We start from the raw sequence: 14,699 nt of genomic DNA, 5'->3' as shown, positions 1-14,699 counted from the left end.
GGCGCACCTGGGGGACGACAGCAGCACGAGGTCGTACTCTGCTCCCGTCATTCTTGAGTACCAGCTCGAAGGAGCTCCATGCCCGACGGCGACCCGGCATCCCCGCACCCCGAGACCCCGGGCGATGCCTCGACCTCGGGGGCCCGCACGACGACGTCCCGTACGACGGCGGCCCGTCCGCCCCGGGACCCGTTCCTCGACAATGCGCGCGGCATCCTGATCACCCTGGTGGTCGTCGGGCATACGATCGAGAGCTTCTTCCAGTCCTCCGAGATGCTCCCGGACACCATCTACACCTGGATCTATTCGTTCCACATGGCGGGCTTCGTCATGATCTCGGGGTTCCTCTCCCGCTCGTACCGCAATGAGCCCCGACAGGTGCGCCGTCTGCTCACCTCGATGGTCGTGCCGTATGTGATCTTCCAGCTGATCCACGAGTTCGCCAAGATGGTCCTGCTCGGCGACCAGTACCACCTCCAGCTCTTCCTGCCGGCCTGGACGCTGTGGTTCCTGCTGGCACTGATGCTGTGGCGTCTGGCGACCCCTGTGCTGCGCCAGCTGCGCCACCCGTTGGTGTTCGCCGTCGCGATCGCCGTGATCTCCCCGCTCGATCCGGGACTCGACTCGACCCTCACCGTGGGCCGGCTGGTGAGCATGCTGCCGTTCTTCGTGGTCGGCCTCGTGTGCACGCCGCAGATGCTCGAGCGGCTCAAGGCCTTCCGCCACCGCTGGCTGGGAGCGCTCGTGCTGCTGGGGGCCCTCGTCTGCACCGTTCTGATGCGGGAGGACTTCAGCACGTCGATCTTCTTCCTCCGCGAGGCGTACGACGAGGACAACGGGCTGCTCATCGGCATGGTCCTGCGCCTCGCCGTCCTCGCAGTCGGGGTGATCGGCGCCCTCGCCCTGCTGATCGTGACGCCGCGGGGCCGCTCACCGCTGACGACGCTGGGTGAACGCTCGCTGACCGTGTATCTGCTGCATCCTCTCGTCCTGGTCTCGTTCCGGTACGCCGACGAGGTGCCGGACATCACCTCGACCTGGTGGGGAACCCTCGGCCTGGTCGTCGCAGCGCTGCTCCTCACGGCGATCCTGGGCTCGGGGATCGTGGGCCGGCTGACGCGCTGGGTGACGGATCCACCCATCGGGCACCTGCTGGTGAAGCCCGAGGAGAAGCCGGAGGAGAAGCCGGACGCCTCGTCGCGCCCGACGACTGCCAGGTCCTGACCCGAGGGGCGCTCTGCCGTGGCCCGTTCCAGACTCTCGACCAAACGCTGTGCGACAGGTCACGCCCGCGGCTAGCGTAGGGCGGGACCGATCCCGCTCCGACCGCACAGAGGTGCCTCGTCATGCCCATCCCGTCCGCGCCGTCACGGCGCACCGTCCTCGCTGCCACCGCGCTCGGAGGCGGGGCGCTGAGCGCTGCGCCTGCTCTGGCCGCACCTGCCCTGGCCGCGCCCGCCCTCCCCGCACCGACCGAGAGGACCGATCCTGCCGTGACCGAGATGGACCCCGAGGGCGGCAAGGCCCCGTCGCCGCGCGAGACCTCCCAGCGCGCGGTCGACGCGACCCGCGCCCTGCTCACGAACTTCCCGGCCGAGACCGATCCGGACATGCTCATCGAACGCTTCCCCCGCCAGGCGGACGACCCGGAGTTCACCTACGTCTGGCCGCTCTCCCAGGCCCGCGCCGCCGTCACCGAGCTGATCACCGCACTGGACGCGGGCGGCCCGTCGGCCGATCTCGGCGATCTCGATCTCGACGCCGCCGACGCGGCGCTGATCCGCGCCCAGGAGCACTACTGGTACCCGCAGGGCGGGACGACCGGTGTGCCGGGATACACCGCCGCCACGGACTCGCAGCAGGGCGCCAACGGCGACTTCTTCTACGACGACAACGACTGGATCGCCCTGCTCGAGATCGAGCAGCACCTGGTCAGCGGCGGCGCCGCCGGGGACCTGGATCGGGCGGTCGAACTCCTGGAGCTGTTCCGCTCCGGGGAGTCGACCGATCCCTCGCTGCCCTCCCCCGGCGGGATCTTCTGGACCCAGGGGGACTGGAACCACTCCCGCAACACGGTCTCGACCTTCCCCTCGGCGAAGGTGGCGCTGCGCATCCATCAGCTCACCGGCGACGAGAGCGCGCTCGAGGACGCCCTGCGCTGGATGGCCTGGGGCCGGGACACCCTGCTCGATCCCGACGTCGGGCTGTTCTGGGACAACATCGATCTCGAGGGGAAGATCGACAGGACCTTCTGGACCTACAACCAGGGGGTCCCGCTGGGCTGCGAGGCTCTCGCTTACGAGCTCACCGGCGATGCGACGCACCGGGACAACGCGCTGGCGCTGGCCCGATCGATCGTCGCCTACTACGACCCCTACACCACGGGGGCGGGATTCGACGAGCAGCCGATCCAGTTCAACGCCATCCTGCTGTCGAACCTCCTGATGGCCGAGTCGATCCTGGGCGCTCGGGTCCAGGGTCGGAAGATCACGCAGGCCTACGCTCAGCGGCTGTGGGAGGACCGGCGCGATCCGGAGACGGACCTGGTCATCGGCTCCCGCGAGACCGACGTCGGCACCCACCTGCTCGACCAGGCCGGCTTCGCCCGCACCCTCGCCCTCGCCGCCACCCCGCGGCGGCAGTGGACGCACCTGAGCTGAGCCAGGGCCGGCCCAGCGGCCCAGCGGCCCAGCAGCCCCAGCGGCCCAGCGGCCCAGCGGCCCAGCGGCCCAGCGGCCCAGCGGCCCCAGCGGCTCTAGCAACTCAGCGGCTCCAGCGGCCCAGCAGCCCCAGCGGCCCCAGCAGCCCAGCGGACCAGCGGACCAGCGGACCAGCGGACCAGCGGACCAGCGGACCAGCGGACCAGCGGACCAGCGGACCAGCGGACCAGCGGTCCAGCGGTCCAGCGGTCCAGCGGTCCCAGCGGTCCCAGCGGTCCCAGTGCGACCTTGGCGCTGTCCTCGACCAGCGGAGGGCGCGCCAAGGACGCACTGGAAGAGCGATATCTGACATCCGCCCGAGGTGCGCGGCTGGGTCCTGCCCGGATCCCGCTCAAGCCCGCCCGGTGCCCATCGATCTTCTCCACGAGCCGCGTCCCTGTCTGGTCACGTGTACCGCACTCCACGGTCCGCGTCCCCTGCTTGGTCTCGCGTACCGCTCTTCACGGGCCACCGGCCACGGGCCACTCCTCACGGGCTCACGGGCTCACGGGCTCACGGGCTCACGGGCTCACGGGCTCACGGGCTCACGACGGTCTCCACCCTCCTGCGACGAGGGCGGCGCGAACGCGCGCCACCGCCTTTCGGCAGCCGAAGGACAGATCGTCCGCTGTGGTCCGCACCTCCTGCCATCCTGCCGCTCGACGGCGATCTCCCCGTGAGATGTCTTTGGCCAGCTGCTCGGCCCGGAGATGGTGCGGGCCCTCATGCTCGACGACAACCTTCCACTGCGGCCAGTGCAGGTCGGGCTCGCCCAGATCGCATGGCCCCTCGTCCGCCTCCACCGGCCCCGAGATGCGCACGTTGGCCAGCGGCTCCGGCAGGCCAGCAGCGACGAGGGCGAGGCGGAGCCTGGTCTCCGCGGGAGAATCACTGCTGGTTCGGACCTGATCCACCGCCCGACGCAGCTTCCGGGCACCACGGCCCGAGAACCGCTGCGTTGCGTCCGCGAGATCGACGCACGTGGTGTAGGGCTCGGCGCGACCCTCGAACTTCGAGCGCGGCCTCCGCACCAGATGATCGCCGATGGCCACGAGCGCGTCCTGACGCAGTGTCCCGGCCAGATCGAGGTATGTCCGGATCCTCGAGGTGATCCGTACTCCGGAGTCGCTGCCGAGCAGGGTCGGCTCCATCGGGAGGAGGCTCCACCTCAGGAGTGCCGTCTCCCGACGCCGTACGCCGGCAGTCGCCAGATGGATACGGGTGTCCACCCAGTTCCCGCGCGGTCTGAACACGGATCGACCCGACCTATGCCCGGTCGACCTGACAGGCTCGACGACGTCCTCGGACAGGGCGCCGGGCAGCGGGAACTTCCAGAGTCGAGCAGCCGTGAGCCCGGCGGCGAAGACCGCGGGGTCCTGGCGGCAGTACGCGGCGACGATATCCAGCTCGGTGAGCGGGAGGTCGCGACGAGCCCACAGCCCACGGGCCACGGAGCGCAGATCTGACGCCCTCAGCCGAGCGCTGGAGACATCGAGCCCCGTCGCCTCCTCCGTCGTGAAGGCGGCGAAGGGCAGATCTGGAGGAAGGGGACGCGGTCGGCTCGGCATACCGACAGCATCGAACACCTGAACGCGGCTCGTCGGGTTGTGCACACATCGCAGGTCAGCTGGGGACGAACCCTTCCTCCCCAGCTGACGACGCGGGTCCGCGGCGCACAGAGAAACACAGAGGAACACCGAGGAACACAGAGGAACACAGATACCGTCAGCGCCAACTGTCGACGTGCCTCGGCTGTCGATCGCGAGACGCTGAAGCGCGCCGCCCTCAGTGGAAGCGCGCCGCTCTCAGCAGAGGCGCCAGACCCCCGTGCCCTCGTCGAGTGCGTCCTTGGAGCTGGATAAGCAGTCCTAGGGCAACGCCAAGGACGCACTCGATAGGCATCGCACCAGGCAGCCCTGCGGGGAAGCCGTCCCGACGACCGAACGATCGCACGGACACGGATGCGGGTAACTGCGGTCAGGCGGTGCTGGAGGGCAGGCGGTGCCGGAGGGCAGGCGGGCCGGAGGGCAGGCGGTGCTGGAGGGCGGGCGGTGCGGGAAGTCAGGAGGTGCTGGCCGTGCCCACCCGGGCGCCCTCGGGGACTTCGCCGCCCTCGTCGCCGAGCACGGCGTCGCCGAACACGGAGACGTCCGCACCGAAGGTCCAGCGGCCCTGCACGTCGAGGCTGGTGGCCTCCTTGAGGGACGGCACACCCTGCGGGAAGCGCGGTTCGAAGTCCTGGATCAGCTTGTAGCAGTCAGGGGCGAGCGACACCGTCGGCACCGACTCGACCTGCTGGACCAGTGCCGCGCGCTCATCGAGCGCATAGACGTCCGACCGCATGAGGAGCAGGTCGCTGGTGGCCTTCACCGGCAGGAAGCGGTCGCGCCCCACCACGATGGCGGTCGCCCCGTCGAACACCTCGATCGCCGCGCCCATGGCGGACTCGATCTGGTAGACGGGCGTGCTGGTCTTGTCGGCGGGGTCCACAGTCTTCTCGTTGCGGATGAGCGGAAGGCCCATGATGCCGCCCTGCTTCTCGAGCACGGCCGCCATCTGCTCAAGGTCGAACCACAGGTTGTTGGTGTGGAAGAACGGATGGCGGTGCTCGTCGGTGAAGTAGTCCATCTCCTCCGCCGGGGTCTGGGCCGTGTCCCGCAGGATGAGGCGGCCGTCGGACCTGCGCACGGCGAGGTGGCCGCCCTTGCGGTCCGCGGGGGTGCGACGGCACAGCTCTGCCGCGTACGGCGCGCCGGTGGCGGCGAACCAGGAGGCGATCACCGGATTGGGCACGGTGCCGAGGTTGTCCGAGTTGGAGACCGAGGCGTACTTGAAACCGGCGTCCAGCAGCTGCTGGAGCAGGCCGGAGGTCTGCAGAGCGGTGTAGATGTCGCCGTGTCCGGGCGGGCACCACTCGAGCGTCGGGTCCGCCTCCCAGTCCACCGGGGTGAGGTCGTCGACCCGGAGCTTGGGCTCCTTGTTCTGCAGGAAGTCCAGGGGCAGGTCGCCCACGGGCAGGTCCTCGTACTTCGCGAGCACCTCGAGGGTGTCCTCGCGGGTGCGGAAGGAGTTCATGAAGATCAGCGGCAGGCGCGAGCCCGTGCCGCGGCGGGCGGCGAGGACCTGCTCGACGATGAGGTCCAGGAAGGTCTTCCCCTCGCGCACCGGCAGCAGCGACTTGGCACGGTCCAGGCCCATCGAGGTGCCCAGGCCGCCGTTGAGGTTGATGATCGCGAGCTGGTCGAAGACCTGCTTGGCGTGCGCGGGATCGATCGAGACGTCCTCGAGCAGCGGCGGGTCGAGGTAGGGCTCGATGGTGTCCTCGGGGATGGAGCCGGTGACCCCGTCCTCGAGCTGCCCGTAGTAATGGGAGAAGACGTCGATCGCGGTCTGTGCGACCCCCTCGTCGGCCATCTTCTTCTGCGCTGCGGAAAGTCCTTCGGTGCTCATGGGTCCAGGGTATCGGGGCGGGCGGGTGCTCCGCTCCGTTCTCCTCCAGGAGCCTCTCGCCCCGCCTTCGTACGATGGCGCGATGAGCACCTCCCTGCAGCAGCTGCGCGAGCTGGTCCGCGACCACGACATCCGGGCGGTGGTGTCGGATCTCGACGGCGTGCTGCGAATCTTCGACGGGTCGCTGTGGAGCGAGCTCGACGGGATCACCGGGACTCCCGCCGGCACGGCGTATCAGGCGGTGCTCGGTCATCCGTTCCTGGACGAGGTGGTGCGCGGGCGCGGCACCCATCGCCGATGGCGCGAGCACGCCGCCTCCGCACTGGTCGCGGCAGGCAGCAGCCCGCAGGCGGCCGACGCCGCGATCGCCGCCTGGCTCGCCTCCCCCGCCCGCATCGACCAGGGGGTCCTGACGCAGCTCGAATCACTGCGCGCCGCGGGACTCGGGGTGTTCGTGCTGACCAACGGCACGGACCGGGTGCCCGAGGAGCTCGAGGAGCTGGGGATGACGCCCTTCCTCGGTCCGGGCCGACGCTTCCTGCTGAACACCGCAGATCTCGGCGCGGCCAAGCCCGACCAGGAGGCCTACGCCCGCGCCCATGCCCGGATCGAGCAGGAGCTCGGAACGTCGCTGCGCCCCGACCAGGTCGCCTTCCTCGACGACTCCTCCCGGCATGTGGGCGAGGCTGTCCGCTTCGGATGGCGGGCCGTGCTCCACCACGCCCCGTCCGCCCCTGCCTGAGCGGGCACCGCGGGCCCGATATCGGAGGACCCGTCGGAGAACCCACCCGCACTCCCCTAGAATCGACTGCTATGAGCACAGTCCTGTCCGCGGTCGCCTGGCCGTACGCCAACGGTCCCCGCCACATCGGCCATGTCGCCGGTTTCGGCGTCCCCTCCGACGTCTTCTCCCGCTACATGCGCATGGCCGGGAACGACGTGCTCATGGTCTCCGGCACCGACGAGCACGGCACCCCGATCCTCGTGGAGGCTGACTCCGAGGGCATCACCGCGCGCGAGCTCGCCGACCGCAACAACCGCCTCATCGTCGAGGACCTCGTCGCGCTCGGACTGTCCTACGATCTGTTCACCCGCACCACGACGCGCAACCACTACCAGGTGGTGCAGGACATGTTCGTGACCGTGCGCGACAACGGCTACATGGTCGAGAAGCTGACCTCCGGCGCGATCTCCCCGTCGACCGGCCGTACCCTGCCCGATCGCTACATCGAGGGCACCTGTCCGATCTGCGGCGCCGGCGGCGCCCGCGGCGACCAGTGCGACAACTGCGGCAACCAGCTCGACCCCACGGACCTCATCGACCCGATCTCCCGCATCAACGGGGAGACCCCGGAGTTCATCGAGACCTCCCACTGGTTCCTCGACCTCCCGGCCCTGGCCGGCGAGCTGGGCCGCTGGCTCGACGACCGCGAGGCCACGGGCCTGTGGCGCCCGAACGTGATCCGCTTCAGCCAGAACATCCTCGACGACATCAAGCCGCGCGCGATGACCCGAGACATCGACTGGGGCATCCCGGTGCCGGGCTGGGAGGACCAGCCGAACAAGCGCCTGTACGTGTGGTTCGACGCCGTGATCGGCTACCTCTCCGCCTCGATCGAGTGGGCGCGCCGCAGCGGCGACCCCGAAGCGTGGCGCGCCTGGTGGAACGACCCCGAGACGCTCGCCTATTACTTCATGGGCAAGGACAACATCGTCTTCCACTCGCAGATCTGGCCGGCGGAGATGATCGCCCAGAACGGGAAGGGCGACAAGGGCGGCGAGCCCGGGAGGTTCGGCGAGCTGAAGCTCCCCACCGAGGTCGTCTCGAGCGAGTTCCTCACGATGGAGGGCAAGAAGTTCTCCTCGTCGAAGAAGATCGTGATCTACGTGCGCGACATGCTCGAGCGATACCAGCCCGATGCGCTGCGCTACTACATCTCGGCCGCGGGTCCGGAGAACCAGGATGCCGACTTCACCTGGGTCGACTTCGTCTCGCGCACCAACAACGAGTTGGTCGCCGGCTGGGGCAACCTGGTCAACCGCACCGCGGCGATGATCGCCAAGAACGTCGGGGAGATCCCTGCTGCCGGGGAGCTCGAGGAGGTCGACGAGAAGCTCCTGGGCGCGATCCGGCAGGGCTTCGACACCGTCGGCGGTCTCATCGAGGCGCACCGGCAGCGCGCCGCGATCGCCGAGGTCATGCGTCTCGTCGGCGAGGCGAACCGCTACGTCTCCGAGACCGAGCCCTTCAAGATGAAGGCCGACGAGCAGCGGCCCCGCCTGCTCACCGTGCTGCACGTCCTCGCGCAGGCCGTCACCGACCTCAACACGATGATGGCTCCCTTCCTGCCGCACTCGGCCAACGAGGTCGAGAAGGCGCTGGGCGGGGAACGGCTGATCGCCCCGATGCCCTCGATCGTGGAGGTCGACGACCTCGACGGCGGGCCCGGATACCCGATCATCACCGGCGACTACACGGGCGTCCCGGCCTGGGAGCACCACCCGGTGGGCGTCGGCCAGAAGGTCGTGAAGCCCACCGGCATCTTCGTGAAGCTCGATCCGGTCATCGCGGAGCAGGAGCTCGAGCGGCTCGAGGCCACGACCGCGGCCGAACCGCAGGGCTGATCCAGAGGGCTGATCCAGAGGGCTGGCTCGGAGGGCTGATCCCGACGGCTGTCCTTCCCGCCGGATGTGCACGGCCCTCGCCGCCAGATAACACTTCCTTCCCGAAGTGTTACTACACTGGCGGCATGCCCACACATCCGGCGCCGTTGCCCGTCCCCGCCACGACCCGGCGTGCGGGGACCTGGGTCGTGCCCGATGACGGCCTGGTCTCGCGGTCAGCCCGGTCCCGGGGCACCGGACCCTATGAGTCCACGGTGCCCGCGGTGCTGTCCCGTCCCGCCGGGGCGGCCGACCACGACCTCGACCACCTCCTCGATCTCGCCCTGCCCGGGGATCTCGCCGCCGATGTCGCCGACGGGGAGCGTGCCCTGACCACCTTCGGGCTCCACGCCGCTGCCCGACTCGGTGCGGACAACCCCGCCCTCGGCCCGATGAGCAGCATCCTGCTGCGCACGGAGTCGGCCTCCTCCTCGCAGATCGAGGACCTCACGGTCGGGGCGCGGCAGCTCGCCCTCGCGGAGCTCGAGGAATCCCGCAGCGCGAACGCCCGCGCCGTGGTCGCGAACGTGCGCACGATGGAGGCGGCTCTGCGACTCGCCTCGGACCTCGATCTCCAGGCCGTCCTGAGCATGCAGGCAGAGCTGCTCGCCCCGGACCCGACAGCGGGCCGTCTGCGCGAGCGGCTGGTCTGGGTGGGACGCAGCGGGCACAGCCCGCTCGGCGCTGTGCACATCGCCCCGGAGGCGGAGCTGGTGCCTGCCGCGATGGCGGATCTGCTCACCTTCATCGCCCGGGACGACCTCCCGGTGCTGCTCCACGCGGCGATCGCGCACGCCCAGTTCGAGACGATCCATCCCTTCACCGACGGCAACGGCCGTACCGGACGTGCCCTCGTGCACGCGATGCTCACCGGAAAGGGTCTGCTGACGGGCACCACGGCCCCGGTCTCGGCCGGTCTGCTCACGGACCTGCTCGGCTACACCGAAGCCCTCACCGCCTACCGGGAGGGGAACGCCCGACCCGTCGTCGAGCAGTTCGCGCAGGCCGCCCGCTACGCCGCCGTCACCGGGACGCAGCTGGTCGACGATCTCGCCGCGCAGCTGGAGCGGGATCGGGAGCGTCTGGCCGGCGTGCGCCGCCATGCGCTCGCATGGAGGGTGCCGCCCCTGCTGGTGGGACAGCCGATCGTCCATGCCGCGCACCTCCAGCGGAACCTGGGCGTGACCGCGATGACCGCGCAGCGCCCTCGCCCAGCTCACGGAGTCCTGGGGGCTCACCGAGGCGACCGGGCGCTCACGCAACCGGGTGTGGCAGCACACCGAGATCCTCGGGGTGCTGGACGAGTACGCCGCCCAGGTGCGCCGGCAGGGCTGACCGCCGGACCCGGGAGCGACCGCCCGGTCCGACGCGCTGGTCACGCCGGGTATAGCGTGTCAGCATCCGCGACCGCGACACCGATACCGAACGGGAGGCGTCCTTCCCATGTCCACATCCGAGCAGTCCGCCGGCTCCACGGCGCAGCACGCCCAGCATCTGAACCCCAAGGTCGTCGTCATCAGCGTGGCCGCCGCGATCGGCGGCTTCCTGTTCGGCTTCGACACCTCCGTCATCAACGGTGCCGTCAATGCGCTGTCCGACGAGTTCGCCCTCGGCGCCGGGCTCACCGGCTTCGCGGTCTCCTCGGCGCTGATCGGCTGCGCCGTCGGCGCCTGGTTCGCCGGCAGCCTGTCCAACCGCTTCGGACGCATCCCGGTCATGGTGATCGCCGCGATCCTCTTCTTCATCTCCGCGATCGGCTCCGGTCTCGCCTTCGGGGTGTGGGACCTCATCGTGTGGCGCGTGGTCGGCGGTCTCGGCGTGGGCGCCGCGAGCGTCATCGCTCCGGCCTACATCGCGGAGGTCGCCCCGGCCAGGTACCGCGGCCGCCTGGGCTCCCTCCAGCAGCTCGCGATCGTGCTGGGCATCTTCACCGCGCTGCTCTCCAACGCCCTGCTGGCGAACACCGCCGGGGGTGCGGCCGAGTCCTTCTGGTTCGGGGTCGACGCCTGGCGCTGGATGTTCATGATCGAGGCCATCCCCGCCGCGGTCTACGGGGTCATGGCGCTGTTCCTGCCGGAGTCCCCGCGCTACCTGATCGCGAAGAACGAGCTCGACAAGGCCTCGCGGGTGCTCTACGACTTCACCGGTGAGCTCGACGTCAACCTGAAGATCGAGCAGATCCGTCGCACCCTCGAGCGGGAGGAGAAGGCGAGCCTGCGGGATCTCGTCGGCGGACGCTTCGGGCTGAAGCCCATCGTCTGGATCGGCATCCTGCTCTCGCTGTTCCAGCAGCTTGTGGGCATCAACGTGATCTTCTACTACTCGACGACGCTGTGGCAGTCCGTCGGCTTCGACGAATCCCAGGCCCTGCTCACCAGCACGTTCACCTCGGTGATGAACATCGTCGCCACGATCATCGCGATCCTCCTGGTCGACAGGGTGGGACGCCGCCTCATGCTCCTGGTCGGCTCGGCCGGCATGACCGTCTCCCTCGGACTCATGGCGCTCGCGTTCTCCTTCGGGGAGATCGCCCCGGGGACCGATGCCATCACCCTCGCGGATCCCTGGTCCACGGTCGCGCTGATCAGCGCCAACGCCTTCGTGATGTTCTTCGGGACCACCTGGGGCCCGCTGGTGTGGGTGCTCCTGGGCGAGATGTTCCCCAACCGCATCCGGGCCTCGGCCCTCGCCGTCGCCGCTGCTGCGCAGTGGGCCGCGAACTGGGCGGTCTCCGCCACGTTCCCGTCCCTGTCGACCGTCGGCCTGAGCTTCGCGTACGGCCTGTATGCCCTGTTCGCCCTGCTCAGCCTGCTGTTCGTGTTCCTGTGGGTCCCGGAGACCAAGGACCGCGAACTCGAGGACATGGAGGACCTGCAGCTGGGACGGACGAAGAAGACGACGACGTAGACGCCAAACACGACGACAAAGACGACGACGTAGACGACCCCGACGCGAGCCGGCTCCGCCGACCGGCCTCCTGGCGCCTGCACCGACAGTCGCTCCGCACGGACGACGGCCGCCCCTGATCCGAGATCAGGGGCGGCCGTCGCTGTCGGACAGGGCCGTTCGGGCAGGGCCGTTCGGACAGGGCCGTCCGGACGGGGCGGTCAGGCCTCGAGCAGGCTGCGGGCCGCTTCGGCGATGTGGGCCGCATCGATCCCGGCCCAGTCGAGAAGCTCGGCGGGGGTGCCGGATCCCGGGACGCCGTCCACCGCGAGGTGGCTGAAGCGCAGGTCCGTGATCGGCTCCGCGGCCAGCGCGGCGAGCACCGCGGCTCCGAGTCCGCCCTCGGCGTGGTGGTCCTCGACGACGACGACCCGTCCGCCGGTCGCCTCGACCGCGGCACGGATGCCCTCGGCATCGATCGGCTTGACCGAGTAGGCGTCCACGACCCGCGCCCGGGTGCCCTGCTCCGCGAGAGCGGCGGCCGCCGAGAGCGCCTCGTGGAGGGTGACGCCCGCGCCGATCAGCGTGACGTCGTCATCCGCGGACTCCACAAGCGTCTTGGATCCGCCGACGGGGAATTCCTCCCCTGCCTCGTACAGCCCCGGGTACTCGCCCCGTGTGGTGCGCAGGTAGCTCACCCCGGAGGTCTCCGCCATCTGCTGCACGAGAGCCGCGGTGGAGGTGCCGTCGGAGGGGTAGAGCACCGTGGAGCCCTGGAGGGCGGCGAACATCGCCAGATCCTCCAGGCCCATCTGGGAGGGTCCGTCGGCCCCGATCTCGACGCCCGCATGGGAGCCGACCATCCGCAGGTCGACACGGGAGACGGGGGCCATCCGCAGGAAGTCCGCCGCACGGGTGAGGAACGCGGCGAAGGAGGAGGCGAAGGCGATGTGGCCGCGGGTGGCGAGCCCGGTGGCGGCGGCCACCATCTGCTGCTCCGCGATGAACATCTCGAAGAAGCGATCCGGATGCTTCTCGACGAAGGTGCCCGTCCCCGTGGAGTTGGAGACCTCGCCGTCCAGGGCGACGATGCGGGGATCAGCATCACCGAGTGCGGCGAGTGCGGCGCCGTAGGCCTTCCGCGTCGCGACCTCCTCGCCCTTCTCGAAGGTCGGCATGCTCGCGGTGCCCACCTCGGGCGCCGCACGCTCCACCTCCGGAGGCTTCGGCCCGCGCACGAGCAGGTGGCGCTCGCCGCCGAGGCCGTCGATGGCCTCGGCGGCCTTGTCCTCGGGCAGCGGCTTGCCGTGCCAGCCCTCGGCGTCCTCGACCTCGGGGTATCCCTTGCCCTTGATGGTCTTCGCGAGGATGACCAGGGGCTTGTCGAGGTCGCCGTCCGTCTCGGCCAGGGCGGCGTCGATCGCGTCGAGGTCGTGCCCGTCGAGCACGATCGCCCGGGCGCCGAACGCCTCGACGCGGCGCTGGTAGGCCTCGAGGTCCCAGCCGAGATCGGTGGGGCCGCGCTGTCCGAGCCGATTGACGTCGACGATCGTGATCAGGTTGGTCAGGCCGTAGAGGGACGCCTTGTCGAGGGCCTCCCACATGGAGCCCTCGGCCATCTCGCTGTCACCGCACAGCACCCACACGCGATACGGGGCCTTCTCGAGATACTTCGCGGACAGGGCGATGCCGACCGCGTCGGGGAGACCCTGGCCGAGCGAGCCGGTGGCGACGTCCACCCAGGGCAGCACCGGGGTGGGATGGCCCTCGAGCCGCTCGTCGAAGCGGCGGTAGCCGGTCATGAGCTCCTCGTCGGAGACGACGCCGGCGGCCTTGTACACGGCGTACAGGAGCGGGGAGGCGTGTCCCTTGGAGAAGACGAGGTGGTCGTTGCCGGGGGCGTCGGCGTCGTCCCAGTCGTACCGCAGGTGGCGGCTCATCAGCGTGGCGAGCAGGTCCGCGGCGGACATGCTCGAGGTGGGGTGTCCCGAACCGGCGCTCGTGGAGGCGCGGATCGAGTCGACGCGCAGCTGGGCGGCGAGCTCGGGGACCTGCGAGAGATCGAGTCCCTCGTGCTGGGTGGTGGTCATGGACTGCTCCTTCCCGGAGCCCGGGTGCGGAGACGTGACCGCGCCGGGGCGCCGATGTTCATCGTCCTGTGTGGTCATCACCTTAGGAGCGTGCCCGGAGGACGACAAGGGTGCTGACGACCACTCGGTCCAGAAGTGCGGTGGTCAGTCGCTCTCGGTGCTCCGGAGCCCACCGAGGTCGTGGACCCGCATCGTCACGGCGTGCTCGGTCCCGGCGGCTTCGCCGCCGTCGCGGAGGATCTCGGGGATGAACTCCTCGGGCACCGGGTGCCCGGTCACGTGCGCGAGATACGCGGCATGGGCGCGCAGCGAGTCCACCGACGCCTGCACCTGCTCGGGCCCGACCGCCTTGGCGTGGGTCGGGGCGGGATGGCCGACGACGAGCAGGGCGCGGGCGCTCCATGGCTCCAGTCCCTCCTGCTCACGCAGCTCACGGAACACCCATGGATTGGCGGCGTCGCGGGCGCCGTCGGCGGCGCTGAGGCCGGCGGCGCGATGATCGGCCTGGTTCAGCGATCCGTAGGCCTCGAGGTCGAAGTTCGTGGTGAGCACGAGATCCGGGCGCACCTGGCGGATCACGCGGGCGATGTCGCGGCGCAGGCCGAGAGTCGCCTCGAGCATGCCGTCGGGATGCTCGAGGATCCGCAGATCCTCCACGCCGACCACGTCGCAGGCGCCGCGCTGCTCCGTCGCGCGCAGCGGGGCGACGAGCTCGGGGTCCTCGGCCATCCCCGCTTCGCCGCGGGTGAGCAGCAGGTAGGTCACGGAGATGCCGGCCGCGGTCCAGGCGGCGACGGCGGCGGAGGCGCCGTACTCCATGTCGTCGGGGTGGGCGACCACGCACAGCACCCGACGGATCCCGTGCTCCGGCAGGGGCGGCAGCGGCTGGGCGTCGGTGTCGGTCATCGGG

Annotated in this window: 9 protein-coding genes and 1 pseudogene; 6 read left to right on the top strand and 4 right to left on the bottom strand. The window is 70.2% G+C overall.

Annotation, left to right across the window (positions count from 1 at the left end; translation table 11 throughout):
• Positions 1-78 precede the first annotated feature (78 nt).
• Both INT49_RS09770 and INT49_RS09765 read left to right on the top strand, forming a co-directional pair.
• On the top strand, positions 79-1,224 hold the full coding sequence (locus tag INT49_RS09770; RefSeq protein WP_193117548.1) for an acyltransferase family protein: 1,146 nt from the start codon (positions 79-81) through the stop codon (positions 1,222-1,224).
• 122 nt (positions 1,225-1,346) lie between these two features.
• A complete protein-coding gene (locus tag INT49_RS09765) occupies positions 1,347-2,660 on the top strand; it encodes a glycoside hydrolase family 76 protein (RefSeq protein WP_193117547.1) in 1,314 nt (437 codons plus the stop codon).
• Positions 2,661-3,244: 584 nt separating this feature from the next.
• Here the strand turns inward: INT49_RS09765 and INT49_RS09760 are convergent.
• Entirely contained in the window at positions 3,245-4,267 is a 1,023-nt protein-coding gene (locus tag INT49_RS09760) for a hypothetical protein (RefSeq protein WP_193117546.1), read from the bottom strand.
• 493 nt (positions 4,268-4,760) lie between these two features.
• Entirely contained in the window at positions 4,761-6,149 is a 1,389-nt protein-coding gene (locus tag INT49_RS09755; RefSeq protein WP_193117545.1) for a UTP--glucose-1-phosphate uridylyltransferase, read from the bottom strand.
• A gap of 82 nt (positions 6,150-6,231) precedes the next feature.
• Here INT49_RS09755 and INT49_RS09750 point away from each other — a divergent pair, with 82 nt between their 5' ends.
• The 4 genes and pseudogenes from INT49_RS09750 to INT49_RS09735 all read left to right on the top strand — a co-directional run bounded on the left by INT49_RS09750 (position 6,232) and on the right by INT49_RS09735 (position 11,720).
• On the top strand, positions 6,232-6,891 hold the full coding sequence (locus tag INT49_RS09750; protein WP_193117544.1) for an HAD family hydrolase: 660 nt from the start codon (positions 6,232-6,234) through the stop codon (positions 6,889-6,891).
• 71 nt (positions 6,892-6,962) lie between these two features.
• Positions 6,963-8,774 (top strand): methionine--tRNA ligase, encoded by a 1,812-nt coding sequence (gene metG, locus INT49_RS09745; protein WP_193117543.1) that lies wholly within the window; start codon positions 6,963-6,965, stop codon positions 8,772-8,774.
• 125 nt (positions 8,775-8,899) lie between these two features.
• A pseudogene (locus tag INT49_RS21550) lies at positions 8,900-9,622 on the top strand (Fic family protein); the annotation flags it as partial.
• 634 nt (positions 9,623-10,256) lie between these two features.
• Positions 10,257-11,720, top strand: coding sequence for a sugar porter family MFS transporter (locus tag INT49_RS09735; protein ID WP_193117542.1), 1,464 nt, complete (start codon positions 10,257-10,259; stop codon positions 11,718-11,720).
• A 200-nt stretch (positions 11,721-11,920) separates the two neighbouring features.
• On the opposite strand, the gene INT49_RS09730 is transcribed toward INT49_RS09735, so the two are convergent.
• Complete coding sequence (locus INT49_RS09730; protein ID WP_193117541.1) at positions 11,921-13,789, bottom strand: transketolase; 1,869 nt, start codon at positions 13,787-13,789, stop codon at positions 11,921-11,923.
• Positions 13,790-13,933: 144 nt separating this feature from the next.
• Positions 13,934-14,695, bottom strand: coding sequence for a PIG-L deacetylase family protein (locus INT49_RS09725; protein ID WP_193117540.1), 762 nt, complete (start codon positions 14,693-14,695; stop codon positions 13,934-13,936).
• Positions 14,696-14,699 lie beyond the last annotated feature (4 nt).

The organism is Brachybacterium tyrofermentans, from assembly GCF_014897585.1.
In the GTDB taxonomy this organism is placed as follows: Bacteria; Actinomycetota; Actinomycetes; order Actinomycetales; family Dermabacteraceae; genus Brachybacterium; species Brachybacterium tyrofermentans.
The sequence above is the reverse complement of the archived record's forward strand: the minus strand, read 5'-3'. Positions and strand labels throughout refer to the sequence as shown.